Here is a 14,847-nt window from a genome sequence, read left to right as displayed (position 1 = left end):
GATGATTGTCAGGAGTGCCGCCGACCGGCTAGGCAGGGCGGCGGAGCTGGCCGGGCGAGCGCCCAGCCGTGGGGGCGGGAGGGCTCAGGCCTTGCGGGTCAGCGGCTGCTGTTCGAAGCTGACGCCTGCCAGGCCGCTGCTCATCAGGGCGCGGATGTTGGCGTGGTCACTGCCTTCAGGGGTGGCCAGAACGCTGCGGTAGTGTTCGCCAAAGCACAGCAGGGCTTCCTTGTCGCTCAGGTTTTCGAGCAGAGCCAGGCCGAGGGTCTTGCACGAGCCTTCGTTCTGGCCAGCCGCGTTGCTGACATCGCCGTTGCGAAAGGCGCTGGGCTGATAGGCATAGTGCTCGGTAATGAAGGCCAGGGTCTCGGCGAAGGCGAAATGCTCGCCGCTCAGGCGGGCGCGGAAGTCGTTCAGGTGGCTCATGCTGTTCCTTTCGGGGTCTTGGCGTTGAAGGCAGCCTGTTGCTCGGCGCTGGCTTCGGTCTGGTACTTGGCCTTCCATTCGGCGTAGGGCATGCCATACACCTCTTCACGGGCCTGATCCGGGGTGATCGCGATATCGAGGTCGTCAGCTGCGGCCTTGTACCACTTGGACAGGCAGTTGCGGCAGAAGCCGGCCAGATTCATCAGGTCGATGTTCTGTACGTCCGGCCTTTCGCGCAGGTGCTGAACCAGGCGGCGATAGGCGGCTGCTTCCAGTTCGAGACGTTCTTGATCATTCATGGCGATGCACTCTGGAGGGCGTGGCGGCGATGATAGAAGCCGGCGGGCAGGTCGGCAACAGGGCCGCCTGCCGATTGCGGCGGATCAGCGATGGCCGGCGAGGGTGATCGACACCGACTCGGCGAAGCGCAGGGCGTGTGGCTTGTCGACTTCCACTTCAGCGTAGCGCACCGTTTCGTTGGCCATCACCAGGTCGAGAATTTCCTGGGTCAGGCGTTCCAGCAGGGCGAAGCGGTTGCCTTCGACATGGCTGATGATGGCCTTGGTGATGGTCCGGTAGTTGAGGGCGTGATCGATGTCGTTGTCACGCACCGCGTCGACGGCCGGGTAAAGGATGGTCAGGTTGATCAGCACGTCCTGCTTGTTGTTGATCTCTTCTTCCTTGATGCCGATGAAGGTGCGCAGGCGCAGATCCTTGACGCGGATACGCGCCATGCCAGGTTCCAGTCTGGGCATGGTTACTTGCTCCGTCCGATCAGTTGCAGGAATTCATGGCGCGTATTGTAGGACTCGCGGAAGGCGCCGAGCATCACTGAGGTGCTCATCACCGAGTTCTGTTTCTCTACGCCACGCATCATCATGCACATGTGCTGGGCCTCGATGACCACGGCCACGCCTGCGGCCTGGGTGACTTCCTCGATGGCGTTGGCGATCTGCCGGGTAAGGTTTTCCTGGATCTGCAGGCGGCGTGCGTACATGTCGACGATACGGGCGATCTTCGACAGCCCCAGCACCTTGCCGGTGGGGATGTACGCCACGTGAGCCTTGCCAATGAACGGCAGCAGGTGGTGTTCGCAGAGCGAGTACAGTTCGACGTCCTTGACGATCACCATCTCGTCGCTGTCGGAGCTGAACAGCGCGCCGTTGACCACCTCCTCAAGGCTCTTCTCATAGCCGTTGCACAGGTACTGCATGGCCTTGGCGGCGCGCTTGGGGGTATCCAGCAAACCTTCGCGCTCGGGGTTCTCGCCGATGCCGAGGAGGATTTCGCGGTAATGATTGGGCAGTAATGGGTTCATCTTCATTGTCCTCGCGGCGCCTCACTTGAGGTGGCGGCCGCCGTTCACGGTCAGGGTGGTGCCGGTAATGTAGGGGGTGTCCAGCAGATAGCGCAGGCTCTGGTAAATCACATGGGGCCCGGGCTCGAAGCCCAGTGCCGATTTGCCGAGCGCCTTGGTGCGGTATTCGGCGTCGTCTTGCGGGTTGAACATCAGCAGGGCCGGGGCGATGCCATTGACCTTGATGCGCGGGGCGAAGCGCGCAGCGAAGGACAGGGTCAGGCTGTCCAGGCCCGCCTTGCTGGCGCAGTACGCCGGGCGGTTGCCGCTGCCCTTGCGCACCACGTCATCGCTGATGTGGATGATGTCCGCCTGTTCGCTGCGCTGTAGCAGCGCGGCGCAGTGCAGGTTGATCAGGTAGGGCGCCAGCATGTGCACGGTGAACAGTTGCTGGAAGGCCGCGGCTTCGTCGCCGGACGTTTCCGCGAACCAGGCCGATGCGTTGTGCACGATGGCGCGCAACGTATCGGTATGGCGCTGCAAGCGTTCGATGAAGGCGAGAATGCTCGCCTCGTCCGTGAAATCGGCATGCAGGGTCAGCACGCCGCGCTCACGCAGTTTCTCCAGTTCAGGCCTGTCACTGCGGTAGGTGACGATCAAGGAGTGGCCGTCATCGAGCAGCCGTTCGGCGCAATGGAGGCCGACACGCTGGCTGGCGCCGGTGATCAGGATCGGGGCGTTGCTGACGCTCATGGGAAATGGCCGGGAGTGAACGGGAAAGGCGCCGTTATGAAGGTCGGTAGCCTTGGCCATGCAACGTTATAGTAGCCACAGAAGCTGTACAACCCTTCGTACAGTGTGGAAAAGCGAAGCGCCATGGCCTGCGAGGGCCATGGCGTTCCCGGCTCAGCGGCCGGTGGAGGGGCTCACGCGGCGCATCAGGCCGGCGGGACGGTTGCCCTGCAGCCATGGAGCCAGCAGGCGGGTGACCAGAGGGATGAACAGGTAGGTCATCAGCGGCGTTAGCGCCAGGGTGCTGAGCAGCACGCGGGTCACCAGCGGAACGTCCGCCAGCAGGCCGCCGAACAACAGGTTGAAGCCAAGTGAAACCGGGAAGAAGGCCAGCCAGATGGCGATGGTCTGCTTCCAGCGCGGAGGTTGCCGCAGGCCGCTGCCGAACCAGGCGTCTATACCCAGAGCGCGCTGCTCATGGGGCTGAGCGAAGAGCCCCTTGCCGCGGCTGAGCCAGGCACGACGAGAGGCGGAGTGCTCCCAGGCGGCCATGGTCTGCTCGTCGGTAAAGCGAAATACCATCTGGAATTCGTCGTCGTCTGGCGGCGGAGCCAGTACGCCAGAGCCCAGATAGCCGGGGAAGTCGGTAGCCAGTTGCTCGCCTTCGCGTAGCCAGGCGATGAAATCCTGATAGCGCCCGTTGGCGACACGGCGCGCCACCATGAGGGTGACCGGTTCGGTAGACATCGTGTATCTCCTGCAGAGCACCTGGCCAGGGTAGGGTCAGGCGGATAGCGCGGCTCGGGGTGGTGAGTCGCGTCTTGAACGCAGCAAGGATTATTCCTGTTTTGTACAAATTATCCAGCAATGTCGTGCGTAACCGCTAAAAAACGCTTCAAGCCCGGCAGTTGCAAGGGCTTCGAGTCTTGGTCGCCTGTCGACGTTCGGAATTTTTGCAGGCCGTCATGGCCCCTTGGAGCATCAATCATGCCCTGTTTCAGGGCGCCTGCCGGTGCAATGAAGTGCTACGGAGCCGACGATCGCCCATGTACAGGATTTGTACAACTAAACTGAAAGGCACTCGCAGCTGGAGTAGACTTGCAGGCTTCTGACCCTGCTGCGGTTTTTCTTATGTCCGATCTGGTTGGTTCCGTACCTTTCAACTCAAGCGCTTTCAAGGAAGAGGAACTGTTTCCGATTCGCGAAGTGGCTCGGTTGACGGGTGTGAACCCTGTGACGCTACGTGCCTGGGAGCGGCGCTACGGCCTGATCCAGCCGGTGCGTACCGACAGTGGTCATCGCCTGTACTCACCTGTCGACGTGGAGACGGTACGCAGCGTGCTGGCCTGGATCGAACGCGGGGTGCCGGTCAGCAAGGTCGGTCGGATCCTCGCTCGCCACGCTGCCAGTGAAACCAGCGGTGCTCCGACTTACGAGTCGGCTACGTCGGGCGAATGGGCGCAGTGGCAGAGCCGCCTGCTGGAGGCCGTGCAGGCTTACGACGAGGCCGAGCTGGACCGCGTGTACGGGCAGGTCTTTTCCAGCTACCCGCTGTCGGTCACCTTTCAGGACATCATCATGCCGCTCTGGCAGCGCCTGCTGTTGCGTCATGGTCGTCCTGGGTACGGCAGTGAATGGCTGTTCTTCGATACCTTCCTGCGTGGCCGTGTGTTGCAGCGCTTGCACAACCTGCGCGATCAGCCTGGGGGCCGCCTGCTGCTGGTGGCACTGCCGGGGCGTTGCCGCGAACTGGAGCTGCTGGTCACCGGCCTGCTGCTGAACCCGGCCGATGTCGCCGTGCATGTACTGGGCATCGGTCAGTCGCTGGAAGAGCTGCCGCAGGTGTGCGGCAGGATGCGGCCAGTTGCGGTGGTGGTGTTTTCCAACCAGGCGCCGGTCGCGGATACCCCGCAGGCGCTGGAGCGCCTGGCGCTCGCTCTCGAATGCCCGGTCGCGCTGGTGGGCGAGGGTGCCGATCTGCTCGAGGAAGGGTTGCGCGGTTCAACCATCGCCTGCCTGGGCAGCGAGGGCCGTCTGATGCGTCGGCGTCTGCGGCAGTTTCTGGCGGGTCGCCTGGATACCTGAGGCCGCTTGTTTCAGAGCGGGTGGGCGCGGGGATACAGACTGCGGTGTTGCTGATAGAGGTAGCTCTGCAGGCGTTCGCCGTTGTCTTCGTCCAGCGTCAGCTCATAGGCCAGCATGCCGTCGTCGGTGACGCGCACCAGGCTGCCCTGCAGCGTGATCGGCTGCACTTCATCGACATCCAGATCGAGGCTGAAACGCTCGGGTGGCGAGGCTTTTGCGGTTTGCGCCACCAACAGACCACTTAGCGACAGTTCATGGATGAACAGGCTGCCCGGCTGCCCGTCGCGTGCCAGCAGGGGGCGCGGCGGGTCGAGTGGCAGGCGCCAGGCGCGGTCGAACGAGCCCTCTTCGAAAATCTGCGGCACCCCCAGTTCCAGATGCGGGGTGTTCTGCTCGTCGGTGACCAGATGAGGCGTGAACGACAGGCGCTGATTGGCGACATGCGCCTCGATCGTCAGTTGTTCCATGGCGGCGCAACTGGCCAGCAGCTCGGCGGTCTGCCGCGCGGCATCGACCTGCAGGCCCGGATCGGAGTCGACCGGGGCAGGGCTGTTTTCGGTAAGTTGTTGTATGAATTCCATTTCGAGGGGAGTCAGGAGCGACGAATCTTGCATGACGGCTTTCTGCGCAAGGTGGGAGCACCCTTATGACAACTCGCCAGCGGTTTCGTTACCGTACGTCCGTCGTTTCAATTCATCCAGCTCGCCTTGCAGGGCCTGCACCTCGGCCTCCAGCTTCCTGACCCGCTCTTGATTCTGCACGTGCTCGCTGACGTTCTTCTGAATGCCGATGAAGTAGGTCAGTTGATCGCCTTCATTGAATACCGGGGTGATCGACAACTCGTTCCAGAAAGGACTGCCATCCTTGCGATAGTTGCGGATCACCTGGCGGCAGGGTTGCTGGGTGCGCACGGCTTCGCGGATGAGGGCCAGCGCCGGCTGGTCGCGATCCCCTGCCTGGAGAAAGCGACAGTCCTGATAGAGGATTTCTTCGCTGCTGTAGCCGGTCAGGGCTTCGAATGCCGGATTGGCGTAGATGAGGATGTTGTCCTCTCCTTCCTGCTCGGCGACCACGATGCCGTCATTCGAAGCATCGACCACCAGTTGCAGCAGTTTGGCGTTGATCATTTCCTGCGTCCCTCAGCCATTTTCGCCAGTTTATCAGAGGCCCGCCCGGCCGCTGTCGTCCTGCTGCGTGGCGGCGCCGAACGAGCGCTCGCGCAATGCGGCATAATGCTCGGCGCAGCCCTGAACATACGGAGTTTTCATGAAAGTCGCGATTCTGTCCGGGTCGGTTTATGGCACCGCCGAAGAGGTGGCCCGACACGCTGAAGGTTTGTTGAAACAGGCCGGCTTCGACGCCTGGCACAACCCGCGGGCGAACCTGGAGGATGTCCTGGCGTTCGGCCCGCAGGGGTTTCTGGTGGTGACGTCTACCACCGGTATGGGGGAGTTGCCGGATAACCTGCAGCCGCTGTACTACGCGATCCGTGATCGCTTCCCTGCCTGGAGTGGCCTGCCCGGCGGTGTGATCGCGCTGGGTGATTCGAGTTATGGCGATACCTACTGTGCGGGGGGCGAGCTGGTGCGCGAGCTGTTCGCTGAACTGAGCATCCGCGAAGTGCTGCCCATGCTGCGCGTGGATGCCAGTGAAAGCGTCACCCCCGAGCAGGACGCCGAACCCTGGCTCGCCGAGTTGGTCGAGGCCCTGCGCGGGTAACGACCGTTTATCCTGCGAGGCGAACATTGTTGAACCAAGGCCGGTCGGGTGTAGGGAGCGTTCGCTTCATTGAAGAAAGCGGGCGAGCTTCCCCACCAACCTGGATGAAAGGTGACGACAATGAACAAGATGAAAATTCCAGCTCTCGTACTCAGCGGCCTGCTGGCCGGTGCCGTTCTGCCAGCCATCGCGGATTCCAGTGCTCCGGCACCGGGAACCACCGCGCCGACGTCGCCTACCACGCCAGGTGCTCCACCTAGCGACAACGGCACCATGACCCCGGGAACCACCACGCCCGGCACCACAACCCCGGGTACCGATGGCAGCACCACGGCGCCAGGTACCGGAACCGGTACGGGTAATGGCACTGGCGCCGGCTCCGACCCAATGCCCGGTGGCACCGGCGGCAATGGTGGCGGTACCGGTGGCGCAGGCAGTGGCACGGGTGATGGTACCGGTGGCGGTGCAGGCAGTGGCGCAGGTGGCGCTGGCGGTGCCGGTGGTGGTGCTGGCCAGTAAGTCATGAGCCAGGTGCAGGTGTTTCCGGCCAGCAGGTCGGGAGTGCCCGCCCGATTCGCAGGCGACCGCGGCTAGCGGTCGCCTTCAGCGATTCCCCTTGATGCCGTATTTGCGCAGCCGTGTGGCGATGGCGCTATGCGATGTGTTGAGTCGGGCAGCCAGTTGCCGAGTGGAGGGATGGCTGGCGTAGAGTTTCTCAAGCAACTCCTTCTCGAAAGCTGCGACCGCGGCCTCCAGGCTGCCGACTTCCCCTCCGGTTTGTTGGGTGACGGCGGTGTTGGCGATGTCCAGATCGCCGATCTGTACAAGATTGCTGTCGCATATCGCCGCCGCGCGAAAGATCACGTTCTGCAGTTGGCGCACGTTGCCCGGCCAGCGATTGCCCAGCAGGGCGGGGTAGGTGTCCGGGGTCAGTCGGCACTGGGTTCGCTGGATCTGCGCACAGGCGTGTTGCATGAAGTGTCGAGCCAGCAGCAGGATGTCCTGGCCGCGTTCTCGCAATGGAGGCACCTGCAGGTTGAGCACGTTCAGGCGGTAGAAAAGATCCTCGCGAAACTCCCCTTCGGCGACCATCCGCTCCAGGTTGCGGTGCGTGGCACTGATGATGCGCACGTCGACGCGCTCTTCGCGGTCCCCGCCAACCCGGCGGAAGGTGCCGTCACTGAGAAAACGCAGCAGCTTGGCCTGCAGATAAGGCGACATCTCGCCAATCTCGTCGAGAAATACCGTGCCGTGATTGGCCAGTTCCAGCAGCCCCGGCTTGCCACCGCGCTGCGCACCGGTGAACGCCCCTGGGGCATAGCCGAACAGCTCGCTCTCGGCGAGGCTTTCCGGTAGGGCGGCACAGTTCAAGGCCAGGAATGGCGCGCTGTGGCGCGTGCTGATGGCGTGGCAGGCGCGTGCCACCAGCTCTTTGCCAGTACCGGTTTCGCCATGGATCAGCAGCGGCGCGTCGAGGGTCGCCACTCGCTGGGCACGGGCCTTGAGGGTGCGGATGGGCGCCGAGTCGCCGAGCAATGAGTCGAAGCCTTCCGCATGGTCATGATGCAGCGCCGCCAGGCGTGCACCGATGCGGCTGGGCTCATAAAGGGTGAGCAGAGCGCCGGCCAGTTGGCCCATGTCGGCCGATTCACTGATGGGCGTGGCGTCGAGCAGCAGCGCCTGGCCGTTCAGCGTCACCTCGCGCAGTGGCAGGCGGAAATGCTGGTCGAGCAGTGCCTGTTGCAGATCCGTTTCGGCGAACAGTTCGCCAAGCGCCACGCCTTCCGGCTCACGGCCACACAGGGCGATCAACGCCGGGTTGGCCAGCAGCACGCGGCCGTCACCATCGACCGCCAGCACCGGATCGGTCATCGCCGCCAGCAGGGCATCGAGCTGCAGGCGACGGCGCTGTCCGGGCAGAATGTCGACCACCGTCACCGCCTGCACACCACGCACCTTGAACAGTGCTTCGCGCAGCTCGTCGAGCACCGCGGCACTGAGGGTCGGGGCGTCGATATAGACGTTGGGCGGCACCATCTCCACGGCATCGAGATTGAGGTTGCGACCGCCCAACAGGGCCAGCACTTCCTGGGTGATGCCGACGCGATCGATGAAGGTAACGTGAATGCGCATGGGGGGGCCGGGCAGCGGTGAACGGTGGCGCAGTATGCCCGGTCTGTCCGCTGACGTTAACCGGTGCGCATCGTTAACCTGAGCGTAACGTTATGACGCCGCGCTTGATTGATGGGGTTGGTCCACGCTCCTACTGTGATGCCACGACAGCGGAACTCGTGGAGTCATTAATGACAACTACAATCGCCCCACCGCCGCAGTGGTCGCGCCGCCGTGCCGAAAAGGCCCGGCGTCTCGATCAGGTGCGTGCCCTCGCCGATGGCGTGGTCTTGCCCAGCGACAAGATAGTCGCCGCGCTCGAAGCGCTGATCGCCCCAGGCGATCGCGTGGTGCTCGAAGGCAACAACCAGAAGCAGGCGGACTTCCTCTCCCGCTCGCTGGCCCAGACCGACCCGGGTCGCCTGCATGACCTGCACATGATCATGCCCAGCGTCAGCCGCGCCGAGCACCTGGATCTGTTCGAGCGCGGCATCGCCCGCAAGCTCGACTTCTCCTTTGCCGGCCCGCAGAGCCTGCGCATCAGCCAGTTGCTCGAGGACGGCCTGCTTGAAGTGGGTGCCATCCACACCTATATCGAGCTGTACTCGCGGCTGCTGGTCGACCTGATTCCCAATGTCGCCCTGGTTGCCGGCTTCCAGGCCGACCGCCACGGCAACATCTACACCGGGCCGAGCACCGAAGACACGCCGGCGCTGGTCGAGCCCACGGCCTTCAGCGACGGCATCGTCATCTTTCAGGTCAACGAGATCGTCGACGAACTGCCTCGGGTGGACATTCCTGCGTCCTGGGTCGACTTCGTGGTGGTGGCGGACAAGCCGTTCTACATCGAGCCGCTGTTCACCCGTGATCCGCGCCATATCAAGCCCGTGCATGTGCTGATGGCGATGATGGCGATCCGCGGCATTTACCAGAAGCACAACGTGCAGTCGCTCAACCATGGCATCGGCTTCAATACCGCCGCCATCGAACTGATCCTGCCGACCTACGGCGAGTCCCTCGGCCTGAAGGGCAAGATCTGCCGCAACTGGACGCTCAACCCGCACCCGACGCTGATCCCCGCCATCGAGACCGGCTGGGTCGAGAGCGTGCACTGTTTCGGCACCGAACTGGGCATGGAAGGCTATATCGCTCAGCGTCCTGACGTGTTCTTCACCGGTCGCGACGGCTCCATGCGGTCCAACCGACTGATGTGCCAGCTGGCCGGCCAATACGCCGTCGACCTGTTCATCGGCGCGACCCTGCAGGTCGATGGCGACGGTCATTCTTCCACCGTGACCCGCGGTCGCCTGGCCGGTTTCGGTGGCGCACCGAACATGGGGCATGACCCGCGTGGACGCCGCCACAGCACGCCTGCCTGGCTCGACATGCGCCCTGCGCAGAGCGAAGCGCCTCTGCTGGAGCGGGGCAAGAAGCTGGTGGTGCAGATGGTCGAGACCTTTCAGGAGGGTGGCAAGCCGACCTTCGTGGAAACCCTCGATGCCGTCGGCGTGGCGCAGAAGGCGGGCATGCCGCTGGCGCCGATCATGATCTACGGCGACGACGTCACCCACCTGCTGACCGAGGAAGGCATCGCCTACCTGTACAAGGCCCGCTCGCTGGAGGAGCGCCAGGCGATGATTGCCGCCGTCGCTGGCGTTACCAGCATCGGTCTGCGCCACAACCCGAAAGATACCGAGCGCATGCGCCGTGAAGGGCTGATCGCCTTGCCGGAAGACCTCGGCATCCGCCGCGCCGACGCCAGCCGTGAACTGCTGGCGGCCAAGAGCATCGCCGAATTGGTCGAGTGGTCCGGCGGCCTCTACAGCCCGCCCGCCAAATTCAGGAGCTGGTGATGAGTGCGATCCATTCCAAGCAGCCGCAGCGGTCGCTCGACGAGTACCTGGCAGATCTGGCGGTGGACGTGCTGATCGACGAAGCCGATCTGTCACCCAAGCCCGGGCTGGTCGATAAACGCGGCAGTGGTGCCCATCAGGATCTGCATCTGGGCCTGATGCATGCCTCTGCATTGTCGCTATGGCCATGTTTCAGGGCGATGGCAGAGGCTGCGCTGAGCGAAGGCGAGGTTACCCAAACGCTGCGCGAAGCCCTCGGCCATATAGGCCGCGAAGGTGAGCAGGAAATGCTGCGCGTCACCGCTGGCGTCAACACCCATCGCGGCGCCATCTGGGCGCTCGGGCTGCTGTGTGCCGCCGCGGCGCAGGACAGCCGCCAACTCACCGCCAGCAACGTGGCGGTCCGTGCTGCCCGTATCGCGTTGCTCGATGACCGAGCGGCGCCGGTCAGCAACGCTAGCCACGGTGCCCAGGTGTGTCGGCTCTATGGCGTTCATGGCGCCCGCGAGGAGGCGCAACAGGCGTTCCCGTCGGTCATTCACCATGCCTTGCCCCAGTTGGCCAGCAGCCGTGCTGCTGGCGCCGGCGAGCAGAACGCCCGGCTGGATGCCTTGCTGGCGATCATGAGTCAGTTGGCCGACACCTGCGTGCTTTACCGCGCGGGCCTCGAAGGGCTGCACTGCGTGCAGAGTGGCGCCCGCGCCGTGCTCGATGCCGGTGGCGTTGCCAGCCTGGCTGGGCGCCGCCGTCTGCGTGAACTGGAAGGCGACATGTTGCGGCTGCGCGCCTCGCCAGGCGGTGCAGCCGATCTGCTCGCCGCCTGCCTGTTTCTCGACCGCCTGCAGCCTGGTCTGCCGGCCCAGCTTGGGAGTCTCTGAACATGGAAACCCTGTCCTTCCAATTCCCCGCCGGTGCACCGGCCCGTAATCGCGCCCTGGTCGGCTGTGTCGGCTCCGGCGATCTCGAGGTGCTGCTGGAGCCCGGTACCGATGGCACCCTGGCGATTCAGGTGGTGACCTCGGTAAACGGTAGCGCGCCGCGCTGGCAGCAGCTGTTCGAGCGCATGTTCCGCGAGCAGCACCTGCCGGCGCTGAACATAGAGATTCACGATTTCGGCGCAACGCCCGGCGTGGTGCGTCTGCGTCTGGAACAAGGCTTCGAGGAGCTGAGCCATGACTGACGCCACGATCCAGCGGTTGCTCGAACAGCGCAGCTTCACCGAGCTCGGTGCACGTCAGCGGGCCCGCGCTCTGCTCGATGCGGGCAGTTTTCGCGAGTTGGTCGATCCGTTCGCCAGGCTGGTCTCGCCGTGGCTACCCCTGCAGGGCATCGTGCCCCAGGCCGACGACGGGGTCGTGGTTGCCAAGGGGTTGATCGACGCGCAGCCCGCGGTGGTGATTGCCATCGAAGGTGCTTTCCAGGGCGGCAGCCTGGGTGAGGTGGGCGGCGCGAAGATTGCCGGCGCATTGGAGTTGGCCGCGCAGGACAACCGCGACGGTACGCCGACCCGCGCTGTACTGCTGCTGGAGACTGGTGGCGTACGCCTGCAGGAGGCCAACCTCGGTCTGGCGGCGATTGCCGAGATCCAGGCGGCGATCGTCGATCTGCGCCAGTACCAGCCGGTGATCGGCCTGGTGGCCGGCCCGGTCGGCTGCTTTGGCGGCATGTCGATCGCCGCAGGTCTGTGCAGTTATCTGCTGGTAACCCGCGAGGCTCGCCTGGGGCTCAACGGCCCGCAGGTGATCGAGCAGGAGGCGGGAATCGATGAGTACGACTCACGGGATCGCCCCTTCATCTGGAGCCTCACCGGTGGTGAACAGCGCCATGCCAGCGCGCTGGTGGACCGCTACGTGGCCGACGACGTCGAACCGATTCGCCAGACGTTGATCGAGCTGTTGTGTCAGGGCAAGCCTGCGCTGGAGCGCAGTCGTCGCCATGCCTGGTTCCTCGAGCGCCTGCAGGGCGTCGACACCCGCGTGCAGGCCGATGCCGCTGCGGTGCGCAGCGCCTTTCAAGGAGAACAGTCATGAGTGGTGCAAGCGAACAACGCGGACGTAGCTGGTTTCAGGCACTGACCAGAGGCGCCACACCGCTGGAGGGCCTGCCAGCTTCGCTGCTGGTCGCCGACGGCATGCTTGGCGAACAGCCGGTGCGCTACCTGGCGGTGGTAGCCGATGGCGACAATCCGTTTCCCCGTGCCCGCGATGGTGAAGTAGGACTGCTCGAGGGTTGGGGGCTGGCCAAGGCGGTGGATGACGCCATTCAGGCCGATGCCGAGGGGCCGCAAAAGCGGGCGCTGATCGCCATCGTCGACGTGCCGAGCCAGGCCTACGGTCGTCGGGAAGAGGCTTACGGCATTCACCAGGCTCTGGCCGCGGCGGTCGACAGTTATGCCCGTGCCCGTTTGGCCGGGCATGCGGTGATCGGCCTGTTGGTCGGCAAGGCGATGTCCGGTGCCTTTCTGGCTCACGGTTACCAGGCACAGCGGCTGATCGCCCTGCGCGATCCTGGCGTCATGGTGCATGCGATGGGCAAGTCTGCTGCCGCACGGATCACGCTACGCAGCGTCGAGGAACTGGAAAGCCTGGCAGCCAGCATCCCGCCGATGGCGTACGACCTGGACAGTTACGCTTCCCTCGGCCTGCTCTGGGAAACCCTGTCGGTCGAGAACATTGCAGAGCCTACCGGCGGCGATCGCACGCGGGTGGAGGGCTGCCTGGTCCAGGCATTGGCTGATATCGCCGGTGGCAGCAAGGATCTGCGCAGCCGCCTGGGGGCGCCCAATCGGGCGGCGTCTTCCCGCGTACGCGAGCTATTGCGCACCCAGTGGTAGGGGGCGGTCGTCGTTGCCTGGACCGAGGACTCGTTGATGGTCAATGAAAGGTCGCTGGTGCCCATCCCCCATGATCTGCTGTGGGGCTTGGCTGCCGCACAACTGCCGCTGGACGCTCCGGCCTGGGTGCATGGCGCCCTGAGCCGTCACGCCCCGGTGGTGGTGCGCCGTGCCCTGGCCGAGCCATGTTGGGTTGCCGTGGGCGTTCGCGGCCGAGTGCGGGAGGAGCGTTTCGCTACCTGGATGCGCCTTGACCAGGTGCGCCGACGCGTCAGCCCGGAGGGGGTCGCGCGTACCGGGCGCTGGCTGCGCCATGCCAACGGCGCCTGGCCGGCACTGCGTGCGCTGGCCTGGCTCGCGCCACAGCTCGACCGTGCCGGCCTGCGCTGGGGCGTGACGGGAAGCCTTGGTTTCGAGCTGGCCAGTGGGCTGTGCGCTGCGCACCCGGCCAGCGACCTGGATCTGCTGATACGCGCCGCCCAGCCAGTACCACGGGCCTGGGCCGGACAATTGTGCACATTGATCGACTCGGCACCGGGCAGCATCGACGTGCAGCTGGAAACTCCGCACGGCGCGCTGGCCCTGCGTGAGTGGGCAAGTGGCGCAGCACGGGTTCTGCTCAAGAGCAACGCCGGGCCACTGCTGGTCAGCGACCCCTGGGCTGCAGAGCGATCGGTGGCATGAGCACGCTCTGGGCGTTCCCCGGCCAGGGCGCGCAGCAGCCCGGCATGTTGCATGACTTGCCGGCTGAGCCCGCCGTTCGGGCGTGCCTGGACGAAGCCGCAGCGGTGCTCAATGAGGCGCTCTGCGATCTGGATTCCGCCGAGGCCTTGCGGGGCACCCGCGCCGTACAACTGTGCTTGCTGATCGCCGGCGTGGCGGGTGCCCGATTGTTGACGGCGCGAGGACTGAAGCCCGACTACGTCGCCGGGCTGTCTATCGGAGCCTACGCCGCTGCGGTAGTCGCCGATGCGCTGAGTTTTGCCGATGCGCTGCGTCTGGTCGCTCTGCGTGGCCAGTTGATGCAGCAAGCCTATCCCCAGGGCTACGGCATGACGGCGATTCTCGGCCTCGATCTGAACCGTATCGAGCGCTTGCTGGCTGAGGTGAACGGCCCGCAATCGCCGGTGTTCCTGGCCAATATCAATGCCGAAAACCAGTTGGTGATCGCCGGCAGCCGCGCCGCCATGCAGGCCGTGGGCGAGCGTGCCCGGGCTGCCGGTGCAGGGGCGGTGAAGCCGCTGGCGGTCAGCGTCCCCTCGCACTGCGCGCTGCTCACCGAACCCGCCGCCAGGTTGAACGAAGCGTTCGCCACGGTCACCCTGCGGCGTCCGGCCGTCCGTTACCTGAGTGGTAGCAGCGCGCGACTGTTGAGCGAACCTGATGCGCTGCGCGATGACCTGGCCAACAACATGTGCCGAATCGTGGATTGGTACGGCACCTTGCAGACGGCGTTCGAGCGGGGCGTGCGGCTGCACCTCGAGCTGCCGCCTGGCAGCGTGCTGAGCGGGCTGGCCCGGCGCGTCTTCGAGCCGGGCATGGCCATCGCCTTTCAGGGCGCGCGTCTGGATACGCTGGACGCCCTGCTGCGTCAGGAGGTGAGCCAGAGCCGATAACAACGCCCGATTGCCGAAGCACAAGAACAATAACTTCGATGCGTCACGAGGATAAAAACAATGATCACCTACCGACGAACTCCACTCGCCATCCTTACTCTGGCCGGCTTCATCACGCCGCAAGCCGTCGTGCAAAGGGCGGTAACCGCTTGGGTGTGCGCATGAGCAGACGCG

19 protein-coding genes are annotated in these 14,847 nt (G+C 64.7%); 10 read left to right on the top strand and 9 right to left on the bottom strand.

The features are described 5' to 3' along the window. Positions 1-84 precede the first annotated feature (84 nt). The 6 genes from FHR27_RS13540 to FHR27_RS13515 all read right to left on the bottom strand — a co-directional run bounded on the left by FHR27_RS13540 (position 85) and on the right by FHR27_RS13515 (position 3,202). The gene (locus FHR27_RS13540; protein WP_042552032.1) at positions 85-426 is read right to left on the bottom strand and encodes a HopJ type III effector protein; all 342 of its coding nucleotides are present in this window, start codon (positions 424-426) and stop codon (positions 85-87) included. Continuing rightward, positions 423-725 (bottom strand): DUF1244 domain-containing protein, encoded by a 303-nt coding sequence (locus FHR27_RS13535; RefSeq protein WP_042552031.1) that lies wholly within the window; start codon positions 723-725, stop codon positions 423-425. The genes FHR27_RS13540 and FHR27_RS13535 overlap by 4 nt, the downstream gene beginning before the upstream one ends. A gap of 84 nt (positions 726-809) precedes the next feature. Further along, positions 810-1,181 carry a dihydroneopterin triphosphate 2'-epimerase gene (gene folX / locus FHR27_RS13530; protein ID WP_042552030.1) on the bottom strand — a complete coding sequence of 124 codons (372 nt, stop codon included), beginning with the start codon at positions 1,179-1,181 and terminating at the stop codon, positions 810-812. Positions 1,182-1,183: 2 nt separating this feature from the next. Continuing rightward, a complete protein-coding gene (gene folE / locus FHR27_RS13525; protein WP_042552074.1) occupies positions 1,184-1,744 on the bottom strand; it encodes a GTP cyclohydrolase I FolE in 561 nt (186 codons plus the stop codon). 21 nt (positions 1,745-1,765) lie between these two features. Next, positions 1,766-2,476, bottom strand: coding sequence for a dihydromonapterin reductase (gene folM, locus FHR27_RS13520; protein ID WP_042552029.1), 711 nt, complete (start codon positions 2,474-2,476; stop codon positions 1,766-1,768). A gap of 153 nt (positions 2,477-2,629) precedes the next feature. After that, entirely contained in the window at positions 2,630-3,202 is a 573-nt protein-coding gene (locus tag FHR27_RS13515) for an antibiotic biosynthesis monooxygenase (protein ID WP_042552028.1), read from the bottom strand. A 384-nt stretch (positions 3,203-3,586) separates the two neighbouring features. Here FHR27_RS13515 and FHR27_RS13510 point away from each other — a divergent pair, with 384 nt between their 5' ends. Next, positions 3,587-4,540, top strand: a complete 954-nt coding sequence (locus tag FHR27_RS13510; RefSeq protein ID WP_042552027.1) for a MerR family transcriptional regulator — start codon at positions 3,587-3,589, stop codon at positions 4,538-4,540. A gap of 11 nt (positions 4,541-4,551) precedes the next feature. On the opposite strand, the gene FHR27_RS13505 is transcribed toward FHR27_RS13510, so the two are convergent. Next, positions 4,552-5,121 (bottom strand): PilZ domain-containing protein, encoded by a 570-nt coding sequence (locus FHR27_RS13505; protein WP_052493738.1) that lies wholly within the window; start codon positions 5,119-5,121, stop codon positions 4,552-4,554. A 63-nt stretch (positions 5,122-5,184) separates the two neighbouring features. Next, positions 5,185-5,667: a PAS domain-containing protein gene (locus FHR27_RS13500; RefSeq protein WP_042552025.1), complete on the bottom strand. Its 483-nt coding sequence runs from the start codon at positions 5,665-5,667 to the stop codon at positions 5,185-5,187. A 139-nt stretch (positions 5,668-5,806) separates the two neighbouring features. On the opposite strand from FHR27_RS13500, the gene FHR27_RS13495 reads away from it, so the two are divergent. Then, positions 5,807-6,259, top strand: a complete 453-nt coding sequence (locus FHR27_RS13495; RefSeq protein WP_042552024.1) for a flavodoxin — start codon at positions 5,807-5,809, stop codon at positions 6,257-6,259. A gap of 120 nt (positions 6,260-6,379) precedes the next feature. Further along, positions 6,380-6,778 carry a hypothetical protein gene (locus FHR27_RS13490; protein ID WP_052493737.1) on the top strand — a complete coding sequence of 133 codons (399 nt, stop codon included), beginning with the start codon at positions 6,380-6,382 and terminating at the stop codon, positions 6,776-6,778. Between the two features lie 84 nt (positions 6,779-6,862). On the opposite strand, the gene FHR27_RS13485 is transcribed toward FHR27_RS13490, so the two are convergent. Beyond that, positions 6,863-8,392 carry a sigma-54-dependent transcriptional regulator gene (locus FHR27_RS13485; RefSeq protein ID WP_179538814.1) on the bottom strand — a complete coding sequence of 510 codons (1,530 nt, stop codon included), beginning with the start codon at positions 8,390-8,392 and terminating at the stop codon, positions 6,863-6,865. 170 nt (positions 8,393-8,562) lie between these two features. Between FHR27_RS13485 and mdcA the strand changes: the two genes are divergently transcribed. Genes mdcA through mdcH form a run of 7 tightly spaced genes read left to right on the top strand, consistent with a single transcriptional unit; the run spans position 8,563 to position 14,673 of the window. Continuing rightward, the gene (gene mdcA / locus FHR27_RS13480) at positions 8,563-10,224 is read left to right on the top strand and encodes a malonate decarboxylase subunit alpha (protein WP_179538813.1); all 1,662 of its coding nucleotides are present in this window, start codon (positions 8,563-8,565) and stop codon (positions 10,222-10,224) included. Then, positions 10,224-11,102: a triphosphoribosyl-dephospho-CoA synthase gene (locus tag FHR27_RS13475; protein ID WP_179538812.1), complete on the top strand. Its 879-nt coding sequence runs from the start codon at positions 10,224-10,226 to the stop codon at positions 11,100-11,102. The genes mdcA and FHR27_RS13475 overlap by 1 nt, the downstream gene beginning before the upstream one ends. A 2-nt stretch (positions 11,103-11,104) precedes the next feature. Further along, positions 11,105-11,404, top strand: coding sequence for a malonate decarboxylase subunit delta (locus FHR27_RS13470; RefSeq protein WP_179538811.1), 300 nt, complete (start codon positions 11,105-11,107; stop codon positions 11,402-11,404). Next, entirely contained in the window at positions 11,397-12,254 is an 858-nt protein-coding gene (locus FHR27_RS13465; protein WP_179538810.1) for a biotin-independent malonate decarboxylase subunit beta, read from the top strand. Before FHR27_RS13470 ends, FHR27_RS13465 begins: the two co-directional genes overlap by 8 nt. Further along, the gene (gene mdcE / locus FHR27_RS13460) at positions 12,251-13,057 is read left to right on the top strand and encodes a biotin-independent malonate decarboxylase subunit gamma (RefSeq protein ID WP_179538809.1); all 807 of its coding nucleotides are present in this window, start codon (positions 12,251-12,253) and stop codon (positions 13,055-13,057) included. Before FHR27_RS13465 ends, mdcE begins: the two co-directional genes overlap by 4 nt. 36 nt (positions 13,058-13,093) lie before the next feature. Further along, positions 13,094-13,741, top strand: coding sequence for a malonate decarboxylase holo-ACP synthase (locus tag FHR27_RS13455; protein ID WP_179538808.1), 648 nt, complete (start codon positions 13,094-13,096; stop codon positions 13,739-13,741). Further along, complete coding sequence (mdcH, locus tag FHR27_RS13450) at positions 13,738-14,673, top strand: malonate decarboxylase subunit epsilon (protein WP_179538807.1); 936 nt, start codon at positions 13,738-13,740, stop codon at positions 14,671-14,673. The genes FHR27_RS13455 and mdcH overlap by 4 nt, the downstream gene beginning before the upstream one ends. The last annotated feature ends 174 nt before the right edge of the window (positions 14,674-14,847 follow it).

The sequence above is a fragment of the Pseudomonas flavescens genome, assembly GCF_013408425.1.
Lineage (GTDB): Bacteria > Pseudomonadota > Gammaproteobacteria > Pseudomonadales > Pseudomonadaceae > Aquipseudomonas > Aquipseudomonas fulva_A.
Note: the sequence above shows the minus strand (reverse complement) of the source record. Positions and strands in the feature narration are given on the sequence as shown.